This is a genomic window from Anaerobacillus sp. QJM3NY_17 (genome assembly GCF_056173665.1).
Genome location: NZ_CM149685.1, coordinates 3,659,675 through 3,674,491, shown reverse-complemented (window position 1 = coordinate 3,674,491; position 14,817 = coordinate 3,659,675). Strand labels below are relative to the sequence as shown.

General features: G+C 39.8%; 9 protein-coding genes. 8 read left to right on the top strand and 1 reads right to left on the bottom strand.

The window, feature by feature from the left end; translation table 11 throughout:
- Positions 1 to 242 precede the first annotated feature (242 nt).
- Positions 243 to 1,505: a helix-turn-helix domain-containing protein gene (locus tag AC0VYV_RS19020; RefSeq protein WP_475372930.1), complete on the bottom strand. Its 1,263-nt coding sequence runs from the start codon at positions 1,503 to 1,505 to the stop codon at positions 243 to 245.
- Positions 1,506 to 1,720: 215 nt separating this feature from the next.
- Here AC0VYV_RS19020 and AC0VYV_RS19015 point away from each other — a divergent pair, with 215 nt between their 5' ends.
- The 8 genes from AC0VYV_RS19015 to AC0VYV_RS18980 all read left to right on the top strand — a co-directional run bounded on the left by AC0VYV_RS19015 (position 1,721) and on the right by AC0VYV_RS18980 (position 14,804).
- The gene (locus AC0VYV_RS19015; protein ID WP_226615326.1) at positions 1,721 to 1,870 is read left to right on the top strand and encodes a hypothetical protein; all 150 of its coding nucleotides are present in this window, start codon (positions 1,721 to 1,723) and stop codon (positions 1,868 to 1,870) included.
- 156 nt (positions 1,871 to 2,026) lie between these two features.
- Positions 2,027 to 4,111, top strand: a complete 2,085-nt coding sequence (locus AC0VYV_RS19010) for a cell wall-binding repeat-containing protein (RefSeq protein ID WP_475374115.1) — start codon at positions 2,027 to 2,029, stop codon at positions 4,109 to 4,111.
- Between the two features lie 424 nt (positions 4,112 to 4,535).
- Positions 4,536 to 4,727: a hypothetical protein gene (locus AC0VYV_RS19005; RefSeq protein WP_475374114.1), complete on the top strand. Its 192-nt coding sequence runs from the start codon at positions 4,536 to 4,538 to the stop codon at positions 4,725 to 4,727.
- A complete protein-coding gene (gene ltrA / locus AC0VYV_RS19000) occupies positions 4,694 to 5,929 on the top strand; it encodes a group II intron reverse transcriptase/maturase (RefSeq protein ID WP_475367901.1) in 1,236 nt (411 codons plus the stop codon). The genes AC0VYV_RS19005 and ltrA overlap by 34 nt, the downstream gene beginning before the upstream one ends.
- Positions 5,930 to 6,249: 320 nt before the next feature.
- On the top strand, positions 6,250 to 10,401 hold the full coding sequence (locus AC0VYV_RS18995) for a cell wall-binding repeat-containing protein (RefSeq protein WP_475374113.1): 4,152 nt from the start codon (positions 6,250 to 6,252) through the stop codon (positions 10,399 to 10,401).
- Positions 10,402 to 10,524: 123 nt separating this feature from the next.
- Positions 10,525 to 11,316 carry an SGNH/GDSL hydrolase family protein gene (locus tag AC0VYV_RS18990; RefSeq protein WP_475374112.1) on the top strand — a complete coding sequence of 264 codons (792 nt, stop codon included), beginning with the start codon at positions 10,525 to 10,527 and terminating at the stop codon, positions 11,314 to 11,316.
- Positions 11,317 to 11,420: 104 nt separating this feature from the next.
- Positions 11,421 to 12,563 carry a non-hydrolyzing UDP-N-acetylglucosamine 2-epimerase gene (gene wecB, locus AC0VYV_RS18985; protein ID WP_475365868.1) on the top strand — a complete coding sequence of 381 codons (1,143 nt, stop codon included), beginning with the start codon at positions 11,421 to 11,423 and terminating at the stop codon, positions 12,561 to 12,563.
- Positions 12,564 to 12,722: 159 nt separating this feature from the next.
- Positions 12,723 to 14,804: a cell wall-binding repeat-containing protein gene (locus tag AC0VYV_RS18980; protein ID WP_475374111.1), complete on the top strand. Its 2,082-nt coding sequence runs from the start codon at positions 12,723 to 12,725 to the stop codon at positions 14,802 to 14,804.
- The last annotated feature ends 13 nt before the right edge of the window (positions 14,805 to 14,817 follow it).

Genomic DNA, 14,817 nt, shown 5'->3' with positions numbered 1-14,817 from the left:
TATTCGAATTAAATTATGACTAGTATAGCGTTGGGGAGGATGGAAGGGCAAATAAAAAACCCGACTCAAACTGAGCCGGGTTTTGGTTATTAGATGTGTACTTCAGCTTTTGCTGGGCTTGAGTCAGGTACTCTATCATGGGAATCAGGTACTCTATCGTGATTTCCAAGTGTAACTATTCCTACCAAACTAGTAATAAGTAGTGCATTTACCATTAGTTTTTTCATTTTATTTCTCCCTTTCTAATTCATGATTTTTTTCCTGGCATCGTTCGCTAACCTAAAATAAAAACTTGAATTTTTATATTGGCCATTATTAAAATAATGGTCTGCCAGCATTTCACCGTACTCTGAAACATAGTACCAATGATTTTTTTCTTCAAAATACTCCACTGCTTCTTTCAGGAGCATTTCTTGATTTTCACTTTGTTTCGTATTAAGTTTTAAAATCAAGACTTTAAAATGATGAATATATTCTAAGTACTCTGTTTTAGTGACTAGTTCCATTCCTTCATCGATTGAATTACGAGCTAGTTCATAGTCACCGCTTTTTGTATACTCAGAAGCAATTAAATAAATTGTTTTAGCTCGATCTTCAATCTCATGGACTTCACTGTTTTGTAATGCTAGTTGATAATATTTTAAAGCCAAAGCAGATTCATTTTGGCAAGAATACACATATCCAAGGTCGTGATAAATAATACTTTTTAATCTTTTATCATTGAAAGACTCTGCATATTTTTGAGCATTTTGAAAGTGATGCTCTGCTTCTCCGTAGTTTAAAATGACTCTATTATTAACGCCTAACAATATTTCAGTATCAGACGCTCTTTTAAAGTTATACTCTTTGTTAAACATCTCCAAGCACTTGATTGCTAGATTGTTGGATAATGTGATTTGACTAAGGCGATTATGAACAAGTGCCTGCTGATAATAAAACTCCGCCCACTCTGCCGAATTCGATTTCATAGAAGTGAGAAGAAAATGCGCCTTTTTGTATTGCTCACCTGCTTCTTTAAACTTACTATTCTGGTAATAGTATAATCCTAAAAAGTAAAAGTAATAAAATTCTAGTTGTTCAGATAATCTTTCTTGTACATGATATAGTCTTTCTAAAATATCATTAGCTTTATCAGATTCTCTTAACAATATATGGTATCTAAATGATAGAAGGAGATATTTAGTTAAAGTATCTGGATCTTCTACACCATCAATCTCTTCATCAATACGGTTTTTAAAATTTATCACTTCTTCAAAATTACGAAGACGCATTTCTTTGTACCAGGCATCAAGATCAAGATGAAGTTTTTTCATTTTATCTTCATCATCAACCTGTTCTAAAGAGACACCTAGCTCATTACATAGATGTTCGACAAGTTCTTCACTTGGCTGGGCAAGTCCGTGTTCAATTTTACTTAGATAAGGAATAGAACAGATACCGGAAGCAAGTTGTTCTTGAGTGATGCCTTTCATTTGTCTGAAGTATCGGATTTTTGCTCCAATCATTCTTTGCTCCCTTTCTCCTAGAACTATTTGATTACAGTTTACTAAAAATTCTCAGAAAAGAGAATAGTTTTGAGGTTGGGAAATATAAACGAATTTATAGGGTTTAAATGCCTATTTTCGACGTAGTTTTCCCAACATGAGTTTGTCGAAAGAATTTTCGAACGATACTGACCATTATATGGTAAAATGATGAAAATGAAAAGGAGGTGTCGAAAATGCAAGAAGATCGGTTAGAACGCGTAGAAACAATGATCACGAGTTTGATTCAAATTATTGGAAGTATGCGGAAAGAACAACATAACCTCGAAGAAAAACTCCAGGCAATCCAGCAACAACACCAAAACCTTCTACACGAACGTGTTTAACCCCTTTTTCAGCGATAAAACTCCCAAATAAATGCGACTTTACTCCCCCTAAACCATTTTTTTCTAACTCTTATTGTGATACTATTCTAGTGATTTGTCGAAAAATTCGTTATAGACTAGAGATAGCAGAAATGAAGTTATTCAATCATGGGAGAGGTGTCACAACTGAAGTCAAAAACTATTTTTCTTTTGTTATTATGCAGTTTCTTCTTTTCAGTAAATCCTGAATTATCAGAAGCGGAATCTGATAATGAGACAGAGCGTATTCTTGTTACATATGAACAGACTAAAAGTCCATCAAGAGATTCGAAACTTTCTACCAAAGTAGAAGTGATTAATGTACCTGTCAATGAAGTAGATAAAAGGATTGAACAGTTTGAAGCAAATAAAGATGTTCAGCATGTCGAAATGGACCAACCAGTTTATTTAATGGATTCAGTACAACCCAATGACACTTTTTTATCATATCAAAAGCCATGGATCGACCAGATTCATCTCATAAAAGGGTGGGAGCTTGCTAATGTTGAATCAAGTTCATTAAAGGTTGCGGTAATTGATTCAGGAGTTGATCTGACTCATCCAGATTTAAAACCAAATCTTGTAGATGGGATTAACCTAGTGGAACCGTCTAAATCGGTTCAGGATATTGATGGTCATGGTACAAAAGTTTCTGGACTTATTGGAGCTCTAACGAACAATCAACTAGGGGTAGTTTCTCCTTCGCGTGGAACTTCAATTATGCCAATTAAAGTGACAGAAAATGGTACTGGTAATTTATCAACCGTTGTTCAAGGTATTCGTTATGCAATTGATCACGATGCAGATGTAATTAATTTAAGTTTAGGAAACTATAATAACTCGTTTGCTCTAAGAACTGTAATTGAAGAAGCGATTTCAAAAAATATTCTTATCGTAGGTGCAGCCGGTAATGATAACGATTCAGGTGTGGTTTTTCCAGCGGCTTATCCTGACGTTTTAGCCGTAGCCTCTGTTAAAACAGGAACTGAAGAAAAAGCTTCCTTTTCAAATTATGGATCATTAGTTGATATTGCTGCTCCTGGCACGGACATTTATAGTACTTCATTGAATGGAGAATATGCTTTTGACAAAGGTACAAGTATGTCTGCGCCAATTGTCGCTTCATCAGGTATTTTACTAAAGGAATATGCTCCATATTTAACGAATAAGCAAACGTTTAAATTATTAAAGCAAACGGCTAGTGCTCTGACTAGTTCATACGACCTTGGAAGTGGCGTGTTAAATATGGAAGGAGCTATTAACGGAGTAACAGAGTTTAACCGTATCTATGGTGACACTGCAATTGATACAGCAATCGAAATTTCCAAAAACAATTGGACTACGTTGGAGGAACAAACGCTATCCATTGGAGGCGATAACAAGAAAGGTCGCTTCGTAGTACTTGCTCGCTCAGATGAATTTCCTGATAGCTTAGCCGCTTCTCCGCTTGCTTCTATGCTTGGTAGTCCGATTCTACTCACGAAAAAAAATAGTCTATCTATCAATGTAATGAGGGAACTTAGTAGGTTATCTGCTAATCATGTTTTAGTTATAGGTGGGAATAATGCAATTCCTGAAGCAATTACAGAACAGCTTAAAGCGGAAGGGATATCGAGTACACGCATTGCAGGAGATAACCGCTATGAAACAGCGACTAAAATTGCGAATATCGTCGGTAGTGAAAAGACAAAAGAAGCATTCATCGTTTCTGGTGAAAAGTTCCCAGATGCTTTGTCTATTTCATCTTTTGCATCAAGGTTCGGAGCCCCTGTTCTTTTTACGAAAAGTGATTTTTTACCAGCTGAAACGAAGGGTTTTTTGAACGATTTTGATCCAGACAAAGCTTATGTTATTGGTGGAGAATCGATCATCGGTAAGAGAGTCTACTCTCAAATCCCATCTTCCAATACGGAGAGAATTGGGGGAGAAGACCGCTTTGATACAAACTTCAAAGTATTGCTAAGGTTTGGAGTAGCAGAAAATAGTGAGGGAGTCTACTTTGCTACTGGTCTTAAGTTTCCAGATGCTTTAACTGGTGGGGCGGCTGCATCGTTATCAGGTCATTCTATTATTTTGGTTCACCCTACTAGAGAGAATAATGCTTTAGAGAAGTCCATTCTCTATTTGAATAATCAAGGAATAAATCAATATCGGATTCTAGGTGGTCCAGCAGCCATAAATCAAACAAAAGCTTGGGATATTGATCAAATGCTTGTTCAATAAAAAAGAAGCGTCAGTGAAAATACTGACGCTTCTTTTTAGTGTGCCCGGCATGTGCACACGCTTTAGGGTTCAAGTCCCGAACGGTGAAGGTTGTAGTAACCGTTAGCCAAAGGCAAGGGTGTCCAGGGCGACTTGGAATCTGAAGGAAGCTGGAGGCAAATCTCCGACCTGAGGAACACGAACCTTATAGAAGGCTATCATTCTTGGACGAAATGGCTAAACACATTAAAATCCATACAACCAAAGGGAATGGTAGTAAATAAGGCGGGTATATGGAGAGGAAGTTTGTGCACTTACCCGGGGAGATCTGATGACGAGCCGCACACTTGCGGTAACTGACTTTCAAGAAGCCACTGAGTCATCAGAAGTCAGCCGAGGTCGTAGTACCACCCCAAACTCGAGTTGGGACGGGAAGGACCGAATCATGAAAAGAGAACAGGTTTCTCCGATGTACGCATCATTCGATGACACAGAACATATCAGCTCAACTTATGAGGGAAGAGTGAAGTCTCGGAGGGCATACGGAGCGTGGAGAATCGATGTCACACAAGGAACGAAACCTGTCACGTGGAGGAAGAAAGCATGTTGGAAAAGATACTTCATCGAAACAATTTAAATGGAGCCTATCGACGAGTGGTGCGAAACAAAGGAAGTCACGGGGTCGATCACATTCCCACGTCCGAACTGAAATCCCAGATCTCGGAGTCCTGGAACGACATCGAACCCCAACTCCTGGATGGAACCTATCAACCGTCACCCGTCCGTCGTGTCGAAATCCCGAAACCAAACGGAGGCAAACGGAAGCTAGGAATTCCAACCGCCATGGATCGCTTGATCCAACAAGCTATCAACCTTTATCTTCAACGGATCTACGATCCGTCGTTTTCCAACTCAAGCTTTGGATTCCGACCAGGAAAACGAGCGCACGACGCGGTTCGAAAAGCGCAAGAATATATCAATGACGGATTTCGGTGGGTGGTGGATATCGATTTGGAGAAATTCTTTGATCGCGTTCACCACGACCGACTCATGCGTACATTAAGTTATCGTGTCAAGGACAGTCGTGTCCTTCGAATCATTCGGAGATACCTACAAGCTGGAGTTATGGAGAACGGCTTAACACAGACGAACCAAACAGGAACACCACAAGGTAGTCCTTTAAGTCCCCTTCTCTCAAATATCGTGTTAGATGAATTGGATAAAGAGCTAGAGTCGAGAGGCATTCGGTTCGTCCGATACGCTGACGATTGTCAGATTTACGTAGGCTCAAAAAGGGCAGCCGAGCGCACTCTTAGAAATATCAGCCAGTTCATCGAGAAGACATTAAAACTGAAGGTTAATAAAGAAAAGAGTGCGATTGACCGACCGTGGAAACGAACGTTTCTAGGTTTTAGTTTCACCCCACACCGAAGAGCGAAGATCAGGGTCGCAAAGCAGGCGATTCACCGTGCGAAACAGGAATTCCGACGCCTAACGTCACGAAAGTGGAGTATAGCAATAGAAGAACGAATCAGGAAGCTCAACCGATTCATCGTGGGGTGGCGTAACTATTTTCAGCTCGCTGAGACACCTTCAATCTTCAGAGAATTAATGGCATGGTTGAGAAGAAGATTACGGATGATTCGATGGAAAGAATGGAAAACCCCAAAGACAAGGAGAAAACATCTTCTTTCTTTAGGTGTAAGAAAAGCGAAAGCTTTTGAATGGGCAAACACAAGAAAAGGCTACTGGCGAGTTGCCAGTAGCCCAATCCTCCATCGACCCCTAAATGACGACTATTGGCGCAAGTTAGGATTGAAGTCGTTAGAAGAACGTTAGATTTTCATGAAACCGCCGTATACGGACCCGTACGTACGGTGGTGTGAGAGGTCGGGGGTTAGTCACCCCCTCCTACTCGATTGTTATCTAGTTAACTGAGCGTTTGAGAGGATTTATTCACTACGTCATTATTAAGCTTTTATGGACAAAAGTCCTAAAATATCTACAAATTATCAAAAAATTTCACAATTTTAACAGTTAAAGATTGACTCTTAATCTCTTTATAATTAAACTGAAAATAGTGAATTATTATAATAATTCCACTCATAAGGAGGATCGATTGCAGGAACTTCACAAATTACTAAGGGGGATTTAATTAAATGACGTTTAAGAAAAAAGTCCTGACTATTGTTGCGGGCGCTTCTCTTGTTGCTTCTTCATTCGCGGGAATGACGTATAATCCAGAAAAAGCTGAGGCTGCTTTAACAGAAACGAAGAAATTTAAGCTTCCTGTCACACAGGAGATTGCCTCACTTGCTGCAAGTGAACAATCAAAACAGGAATTAATTATTGTTGCAAACGAACACGGTGGGGCTGATCTTACAAAAGAGCTTGAAAAACTTGGAGTGAAAGTAAAGAAGAATACAAACAACTATTTGTATCTTGCTGAAGTTCCAACAAATAAAGTTCTACAGGTATATCGTTTAGACTCTGTTGGTATGCTCGGGGCGAACAATGAAATCGTGCTGGATGAAGGTCCGAAAGAAGATACTGATCTTAAACCGAAAGTGAAAAACCCTGAAGATGTTGTTAAACCTGCAACCGAAGAAACTCACTCAGCAACCGGTGTTGATGAATTCCACGACAAGTACGATGGATCAGGAGTGAAAGTAGGGATTATTGACACTGGTGTCGATCCAGGCCACGAAGCCTTTACTCAATATAATGAAAAAGGCGAAATTATTTCTTCTAAAATTAAAGGCGTCGTAGATACAGTAGGAGAAGGAGACGTGTGGTTTCAGCAGGAAGCAGCTGAAGGCGACTCTATTACTGTAGAAGAAGACACATATAAAACAGAAGGTATTGATGCGGAAGACGATACATATTATTTCGGTACGTTGAATCCAGCATCTTATGATGTAGATGGAAAAGGCAAGCCGTTGTATAGAGACTTAAATGGAGATGGAACAGGAGATGCTAATTTCGATGTTCTTCTCGTAGATGACAAAGTCTATATCGATATCGATCAGGACAAAGATTTCACTGACGAAAAAGCATATGGCGAGGGCGATGTTGATAACATGGACCTTAACCCCGAAGACAAAGTAGCTGGTGCTAACTTTAGAATTGCAAGTCCTAGTCCTACTTATCAAGGTCATCAATTCCCGGATTCAACATTGTATCCATTCCCAGTTGCGACAATTTTCTTTGATGGTGACGGTCATGGTACACACGTATCTGGTATTACGGCTGCAAATGGGCCAGACCGAGAAAATGAAACTGGCGCTGTAGCAGCTGAAGGTGTAGCACCTGGGGCAGATCTATACGGTCTAAAAGTATTTGACTCCGCCGGCAGAACTTACGGCTGGAGTATTGCGAATGCAATGTATCTTGCTGCTGTACCTGAAGAGTTAGGTGGATTTGGTACAGATGTCGTAAACATGAGTCTTGGCTCCTCACCAGACCTTAATGATGGATCCGGTGCTTATGCGAAAATCATTGAAGATATGGGCGAGCTATTCGATACGATTTATGTCACTTCTGCTGGTAATGATGGACCCGGCGTGGATTCTGTAGGTGCTCCTGGTGATGGAGTGAAAGCTCTTTCGATTGGAGCATACATTAACAGTAAGATGTGGGCAACTGAGTATGGATACTACCCATATGGGAAAAATGCAGATGGATCTCCAGTACAAGGTGAAGGTCTATGGTACTTCTCAGCAAACGGTCCAACTGAAGACGGTCAACAAAAACCAGACTTCGTAGCACCAGGATCTGCTTATGCTTCTTTCCCAGAGCATTTAGGTAATTACGAAGTTCTTCAAGGAACAAGTATGTCTTCTCCATATGTAGCTGGAGCGGTAGCAACACTAAAGCAAGCTGCCCTTAAAGATCGCATTCCGTTCGATTACGAGCTTGCTCGTGAAGCACTTATTCAAACAGCTGTTCATGTGGACGGCTACACGCGTGTTCAAGAAGGTGCTGGTCTAATTGATGTACCCGCAGCCTATGAATACATTCGCAAGCATTTTATTAATGAAGTAAAAGAAGTCAATGTAACGGTTTACCACGGTGAGAAAGTTTCTGGTGGACCAGGACTTTATGTTCGAAACAAAGAAGTACCTGAAGAAGTTAAAGTAACGGTAGAAAACCCAACAGATGAGACGAAAAACCTTAATATTTCATCAAACTCTGATTGGTTTACTCCTTCTGTGAAAAGCATCAAACTTGCACCAGGTGAATTTAAGGAAATGACTGTGAATTATGATAAGAGCAAGATGAATATTGGTGTTAATGCAGGCACACTTTTGATCGATGATCCAGATACCGCTTATGCAGAAGCACGTTCTTTCCAAACCATCATACTTGGAGAAGACTTTACTTCTGAAGATCGTTTCCGTTTAACACATGAAGATGAAGTGCAGTCTTCGAAGACGAAGAGTTATTTCTTTAACGTTGAAGAAGGCGCACAAGAAGTGCGATTTGCCTTGGAAGCTCTTAAAGAAAACGATGAATTCCAGGGACGTGTTCGCATGCTTGTTATGAATCCTGATGGCGATCAGGTTAACGCATTCCAGGGGTATGCTGGTTATGATGGTATTGGCGTAGAAGACTATGTTGCGAAAAGTCCTAAGTCTGGTGTTTGGGAAGTAGCGGTCTATGGTACTGCAGCTCCAAAAGACGACCTTGATATGAACAAATTTAAACTAGAAGCATTCGTTCAGGATATTGTATCTAGCCCAGGAAGAATTGCGCTTGGTAGCGCTATGCCGGGAAGTGAAGTATCTAAATCTGTCACATTTGAAAACTACTTATCTACGAAACGCTCAGTAGAAGTAGTAGGCGGCGCATTTAGTAAGCCTGAAACAATGAAAAGCCGTGAAACAGTCAAAGGTGAGGGCGGCGTCTATGATAAGACAATGACCTTGAAGAATAATATTTCTCTCGATGTAGCAATCGGCAATACGAGTGATGCGGGCGATGATCTTGATCTTTACCTTTATCGTTCAAAAGATGGTAAAACGATTGGGGATTATATTGCAATTGATGCAGACGGAGATTCTGAAGAATCGTTCTCTGTTAAAAATCTTCCAGATGGTGAATATACAATCCGTGTAGAAGGTTATTCAACGGTTGGAGATACTACAGATTTCGACCTCTCTGTTACAGAAGCGAAGGTGCTTGAAGCTGGTGAAAAAGGTGCCGGTAAGATTGAAGTTACTGGTAAGTCTAGCTTTGATTTAGGGGTAGGTAAGAAAGCAACGACGGATGTGAAAATTACGACACCAGAAAATAGTGGTAAATATACAGCTGGAGTATTCTTGAAAGATAAAGCGACTGGTGAAGTTCTTTCAATCGTGCCTGTTGAAACAGATGGCGATATGGTAGAAGTGGTAGCAGGGGACAATCGCTTTGAAACGGCTATTGAAGTATCAAAGCAAATGTACCCAGAAGGAACTACTGCTGATACAGTATTCATCGCAACTGGATTTAATTTCCCGGATGCACTATCTGCTGGACCATTAGCAAGTGCTTACGATGCACCAATTTTACTTGCTAATAAAGATGGTATGCTTTCAGATGAAGTTCTAAACGAAATTTCTCGCCTAAAAGCTAAAAATGTGATGATTCTTGGTGGCGAAAATGCAATCTCGAAGAAAGTAAACACGCAGCTTGCAAACATAGGCGTAAGTACAGCTGATATCGAGCGCCTTAGCGGAGACACTCGTTATGATACGAACGTTCAAATTATTAATAAGCTTGCTGAAAAAGGTTCAACTAGTAAAGCGGTCTTCCTTGCTACTGGTAAAAACTTCGCAGACGCCCTAAGTGCAGCTTCCATTGCTGGTGCTAACGATATGCCAATTGTACTGACTGATGGAAAAACGATTACTGAAGATGCGAAAAAGCTAATGAAAGGTAAGCAAGTATATGTTCTTGGTGGAGACGCGGTAATCTCAGATGAGGTAGTTGATATGACTGATGAACTATCGCTTACGACAAAACGCCTTGCCGGAGCAAACCGTTTTGGTACGCTTGTTGAAATTCATAAAGAACTAGGTACAAATACAGATCAACTGTTTGTTGCTAATGGAATGAACTTCCCGGATGCACTTGCAGCTGCACCACTTGTTGTGAAAGATCAAGGTAGTATGTTCCTTGTGAAGAGTGATGAAATCCCGAAAGAGATTGAATCTTATCTTGTTAAGTACTTTACAACAACGGATGTATCTGGAGCTAAAGTTCTTGGTGGAGAAAATGCCGTGAACAAAGATGTGAAGAATCAACTAAACAAATGGTTAAATAAGTAATTATCCCAAAAAGCCGCTCTCCTAAAAAAGAGCGGCTTTTTTAATTTATACTTGCAATCATTTTCCCTTTATTACAATAATATTAATAGATACCATTATTCGACAGATTTCAGGGGGGAATGTATGAAGAATGTAGTATTATTGATTGCGATTATTGGGTGTCTAGCACTTGTAATATCAGGAAAATTTCATTGGGACGATAAGATTGCTCAAACAGGTGAGAGTGTTAGTGCAGAAGTCGATTCAAACTCGAATTTAGATACTCGAAATAGTGAACTTAATGAAAAGCCGGTAAGTGATAAGGATTTAGAAAAACTTGTTTCCAATTTTCCAGAGCAGGTACAGGAAAAAATGATGTCTTCTATTGATCCGATTTCAGTCGCTATTGTTGGGTCTGAATCGATTGGAATAAAGAAAAATGGACTCAAGCAAAGCGTTGAAAAAGGTTTGGAAGAGTCGTTTTGGAAAGGGGCTTTTACTGTGAAGGCGTTCACCTTTGAAGAAGCCACAACAAAGACGATTGTTCAGGATGAGTTATATGATGATGTTATCGACGAAAATCCAGATATTGTTGTATTAGAAGCCTTTACGTTAAATGACAATGGGAAGGTTATTATTGATGAAGGGCACCAGAATCTTTCGACTGTTATGTCAGAGTTAAACGAGTCGTTACCTGGTGTGAGCATTATGCTAATGCCCTCTAACCCAATTGCGGACCCCGGCTATTATAATATTCAAATCAATGCGTTAGGAAATTATGCTGAAGCGAATGACCTCATTTATTTAGATCACTGGTCAGTCTGGCCAGCTGTTGATAGTACAGAAATAGAAGACTATTTAGTAGACTCAAGGCCAAATGATAAAGGCTTTGAAGTTTGGGGAGAATTTATCGTGGATTATTTCAGTGGTCACTAAATAGGTAGCCTTCCTTATGAATAGGAAGGCTTTTGCTTTTTTATGTGTGTTTTAATAAGATGGTACTGAACATGCACCATCATTCGACCAAAAGGAGAGTCAACATGGCACCTGTTAAAGTAATGAGTGTATTTGGGACAAGACCTGAAGCGATAAAAATGGCGCCGCTAGTGAACGAATTAAAAAAGCATCCACAATTTATTACGCCACTTGTTGCTGTAACAGCGCAACATCGAGAAATGCTTGATCAAGTTTTATCTATCTTTGAGATAGAGCCAGATTATGATCTCAATATCATGAAAAGCAAACAGACGCTTGCTGATATTACAACGAGAGCCTTAAATGGTCTAGATTCAATCATGAAGGAAGAAAAGCCCGATCTCGTACTTGTTCATGGTGATACCACGACGACGTTTGCTGCAAGCCTAGCTGCTTTTTACAATCAAGTAGCTGTCGGTCACGTGGAAGCTGGTCTAAGGTCTTTTAATAAGATGTCGCCATATCCAGAAGAAATGAATCGTATGATGACCGGTGTACTTGCTGACTTGCATTTTGCACCGACGATGCGAGCATTTGATAATTTATATAATGAAGGAAAAGTAACAGAACGTATTTATATTACTGGAAATACAGCAATTGACGCTTTGAAGCATACTGTGAAAGAGGATTATTCTCATCCACTTTTAGAACAAATTGATGGCAAGAGAATGATCCTGCTTACTTCACACCGACGTGAAAATCATGGAGAACCAATGAGGAATATTTTTCAAGCAGTTCGCCGCATTATAAATGAATATGATGATGTGCATGTGGTATTCCCTGTTCATTTAAATCCAGCTATTAGACAGTTAGCGGATGAAGTGCTAGGTGGACAGTCACGTGTTCATTTAACTGAACCTCTTGATGTGATTGATTTTCATAATTTTGCATCAAGAGCTACGTTGATCTTAACGGATTCGGGTGGTGTGCAAGAAGAAGCTCCATCTCTTGGTTCACCTGTTCTTGTATTAAGAGAAAATACGGAAAGACCTGAAGGCGTATCAGCGGGTACACTAAAACTTGTTGGAACGGATGAAGAGACGATCTATTCCACGGCATCAACTCTTCTCACAAGTAAGGAAGAGTATTACAAAATGTCTCAAGCATCTAATCCTTATGGAGACGGTGAAGCATCTAAGCGAATCGTTGAAGCGATTTTATATTATTATGGAGTATCTGAAACGAAGCCCGCCCCATTTGTTGAATAAATGATGAAAAGCCTTTCTGCTTAGAGTGCAGAAAGGCTTTTTTGATGCTAATGTTATATCGTCCAAATCACACATTTTAGAATAATTTGTCAAGGAGCATAGAAGTTCCAGTCATACTATAATAAAATGTAATAGATTACCATGATAGGAGAGTGGGATATGAAGAAAAGGTTAATTGTTCATTTTTTTCTTTTGTTGATCGTGTTTTTTTTCAGTCCGTCATTTGCTGCAGCAGAAAAATACATAGTTATTGATCCTGGACATGGGGGACGTTTTACAGGTACGTCTGGTTATTCTGGGGACCAAACAGGCTTTTATGAAAAAGTTGGGACACTTGAAATCGGTTTAAAACTAAAAGAAAAATTGCAAGGAACCGATATCAAGGTATTTATGACAAGACAAACGGATCGAGATTTTGCGCAAGATTCAAAGGAAGATTTGATTGAAAGAACGAAAATCGCAAACAATTACGTAAAGGGGAATAATGACAATTCACTTTTTATCTCCATTCATCACAATGCCTACCCTTTTAGCACGCTCGTAAAAGGATATGAAACCTACTATTATAGTAAAGCGGCAGCATGGGATGAGGAATACCCACCAGATCCCATTCAAGTTAACTTTGAATCCGAAAGTCGCAGGTTAGCGAGTATCGTTCACCCGCAAGTGCTGAGTAAAACCGGGTTGCTCGATAAGGGTATCCAAAATGATCAGGCTTTCTTTGTTATTCGAAATGCACAGATGCCGTCTGTGCTCGTAGAACTTGGCTATATGTCGAATCCTTCAGAAGAAAATCTGATCAAAACAACCCGTTTCCAAAATGATGCAGCTGATGCGCTTGCTCAGGCTGCAATTAAATTCTTTAAAGTGTTTGAAGTGAAAGACAGTAGCGGAAATGAAATTAAGCAATTCACTTCACGAGATGATGCGATAACCTTCGCTAAGACGCTTAAGAATGTCACGGTATTTGATAAAGATAAGCAGGAAACGATCTATGATTCTACTAAAGTAAACTATGAGGTGTTTAGTAAAGGAAAAGCCGAAGCTGAGTCTTTTACTGAGCTTTCGGATGCCATTATTTATGCAAAAGAGCGAAAAAATACGAAAGTGATTGATAAGAAGCAAGGCACGGTCGAGTGGTCGAATTATTTAACGCGCCCTTATCAAATCCAGAGCAACGATGGCTCAAGTCACGGTAATTATTATGAAAAGGGTCAGGCCATTGCAGCGGCTAAAGTAATGAAAAATGTAAAAGTGATCAATCGATCGTCTTCTGATATTCTTTGGACGAACATTTCCGGAGAAAATGTTACAAAGACTCTTAATAGTAAAGCCCTCTTTGGAAGCGACCGATTTGAAACAGCTGTAAAAATATCAAAAGAAATTTATCCTAATGGATTTAAAAGTAGTAAAGAAGAAAAGACAGTTGTCCTTACGAATGGATTAGGTTATGCAGATGCCCTTTCTGTTGGCCCTCTTGCTGCCCAACTAGGAAACGCGCCTATCCTGTTAACTAGAGGCTCTTCACTTGACCCCTTTTCCGAAAAAGAAATCAATCGATTGGATGCTAATAAAGCCCTTTTGGTTGGTGGAGAAAATGCGATTTCAGATAAGGTTGAAACGCAAGTGAAACAATTAGGGGTATCAGTAGAACGAATTGGTGGAATCGATCGGTATGAAACAAACTCTATGATTAATGAGAAACTTGATCATGTTGAGGGTGTGTTTGTAGCGAATGGCTTGAGCTATGCAGATGCGCTGGCAAGCGCACCAATCGCTTCATCAACCGATTGGGCGATTATTCTAACTGATAAGAAAAAAATAACAGCGGAAGCTCTCTCGTATGTAAAAGGAAAGAGAACAGCTATCCTTGGTGGCGAAGCTGCAATTTCTTCAAATCTAGAAGAACAGTTGAGAAACTTGAATGGCACTACTGTGAAGCGTTTGGCTGGCGAAACAAGATATGAAACGCTTTCTGCTATTTTAAATGAATTCAGTGATGAAATGGCATCAGACACCGTGCTCCTTTCAATAGGTCAGGACTTCCCGGATGCCCTGGTTTCTTCCGCGATTGCTTCACAAAAAGGTTCGCCGCTAATACTTGTACACGATGAATTGAATTCATCTGTTCAAGATGCTCTATTTGAATTTGGAATGAAGAATCGGGTAACATCACTGTTCACTGTAGGTGGAAAAGTTCAGGATAAGCCTAAAAACCAGGTGGCTAATCGATTGTACTAATTAAGGACTTTTA

Bases quoted from the DNA above. Each gene is read 5' to 3' on its own strand.
- AC0VYV_RS19015 (WP_226615326.1), top strand. From the start codon at position 1,721: ATGCAAGAAGATCGGTTAGAACGCGTAGAAACAATGATCACGAGTTTG.
- AC0VYV_RS18980 (WP_475374111.1), top strand. From the start codon at position 12,723: ATGAAGAAAAGGTTAATTGTTCATTTTTTTCTTTTGTTGATCGTGTTT.
- AC0VYV_RS18995 (WP_475374113.1), top strand. From the start codon at position 6,250: ATGACGTTTAAGAAAAAAGTCCTGACTATTGTTGCGGGCGCTTCTCTT.
- AC0VYV_RS19020 (WP_475372930.1), bottom strand. From the start codon at position 1,505: ATGATTGGAGCAAAAATCCGATACTTCAGACAAATGAAAGGCATCACT.
- AC0VYV_RS19005 (WP_475374114.1), top strand. From the start codon at position 4,536: ATGAAAAGAGAACAGGTTTCTCCGATGTACGCATCATTCGATGACACA.
- wecB (WP_475365868.1), top strand. From the start codon at position 11,421: ATGGCACCTGTTAAAGTAATGAGTGTATTTGGGACAAGACCTGAAGCG.
- AC0VYV_RS18990 (WP_475374112.1), top strand. From the start codon at position 10,525: ATGAAGAATGTAGTATTATTGATTGCGATTATTGGGTGTCTAGCACTT.
- ltrA (WP_475367901.1), top strand. From the start codon at position 4,694: ATGTTGGAAAAGATACTTCATCGAAACAATTTAAATGGAGCCTATCGA.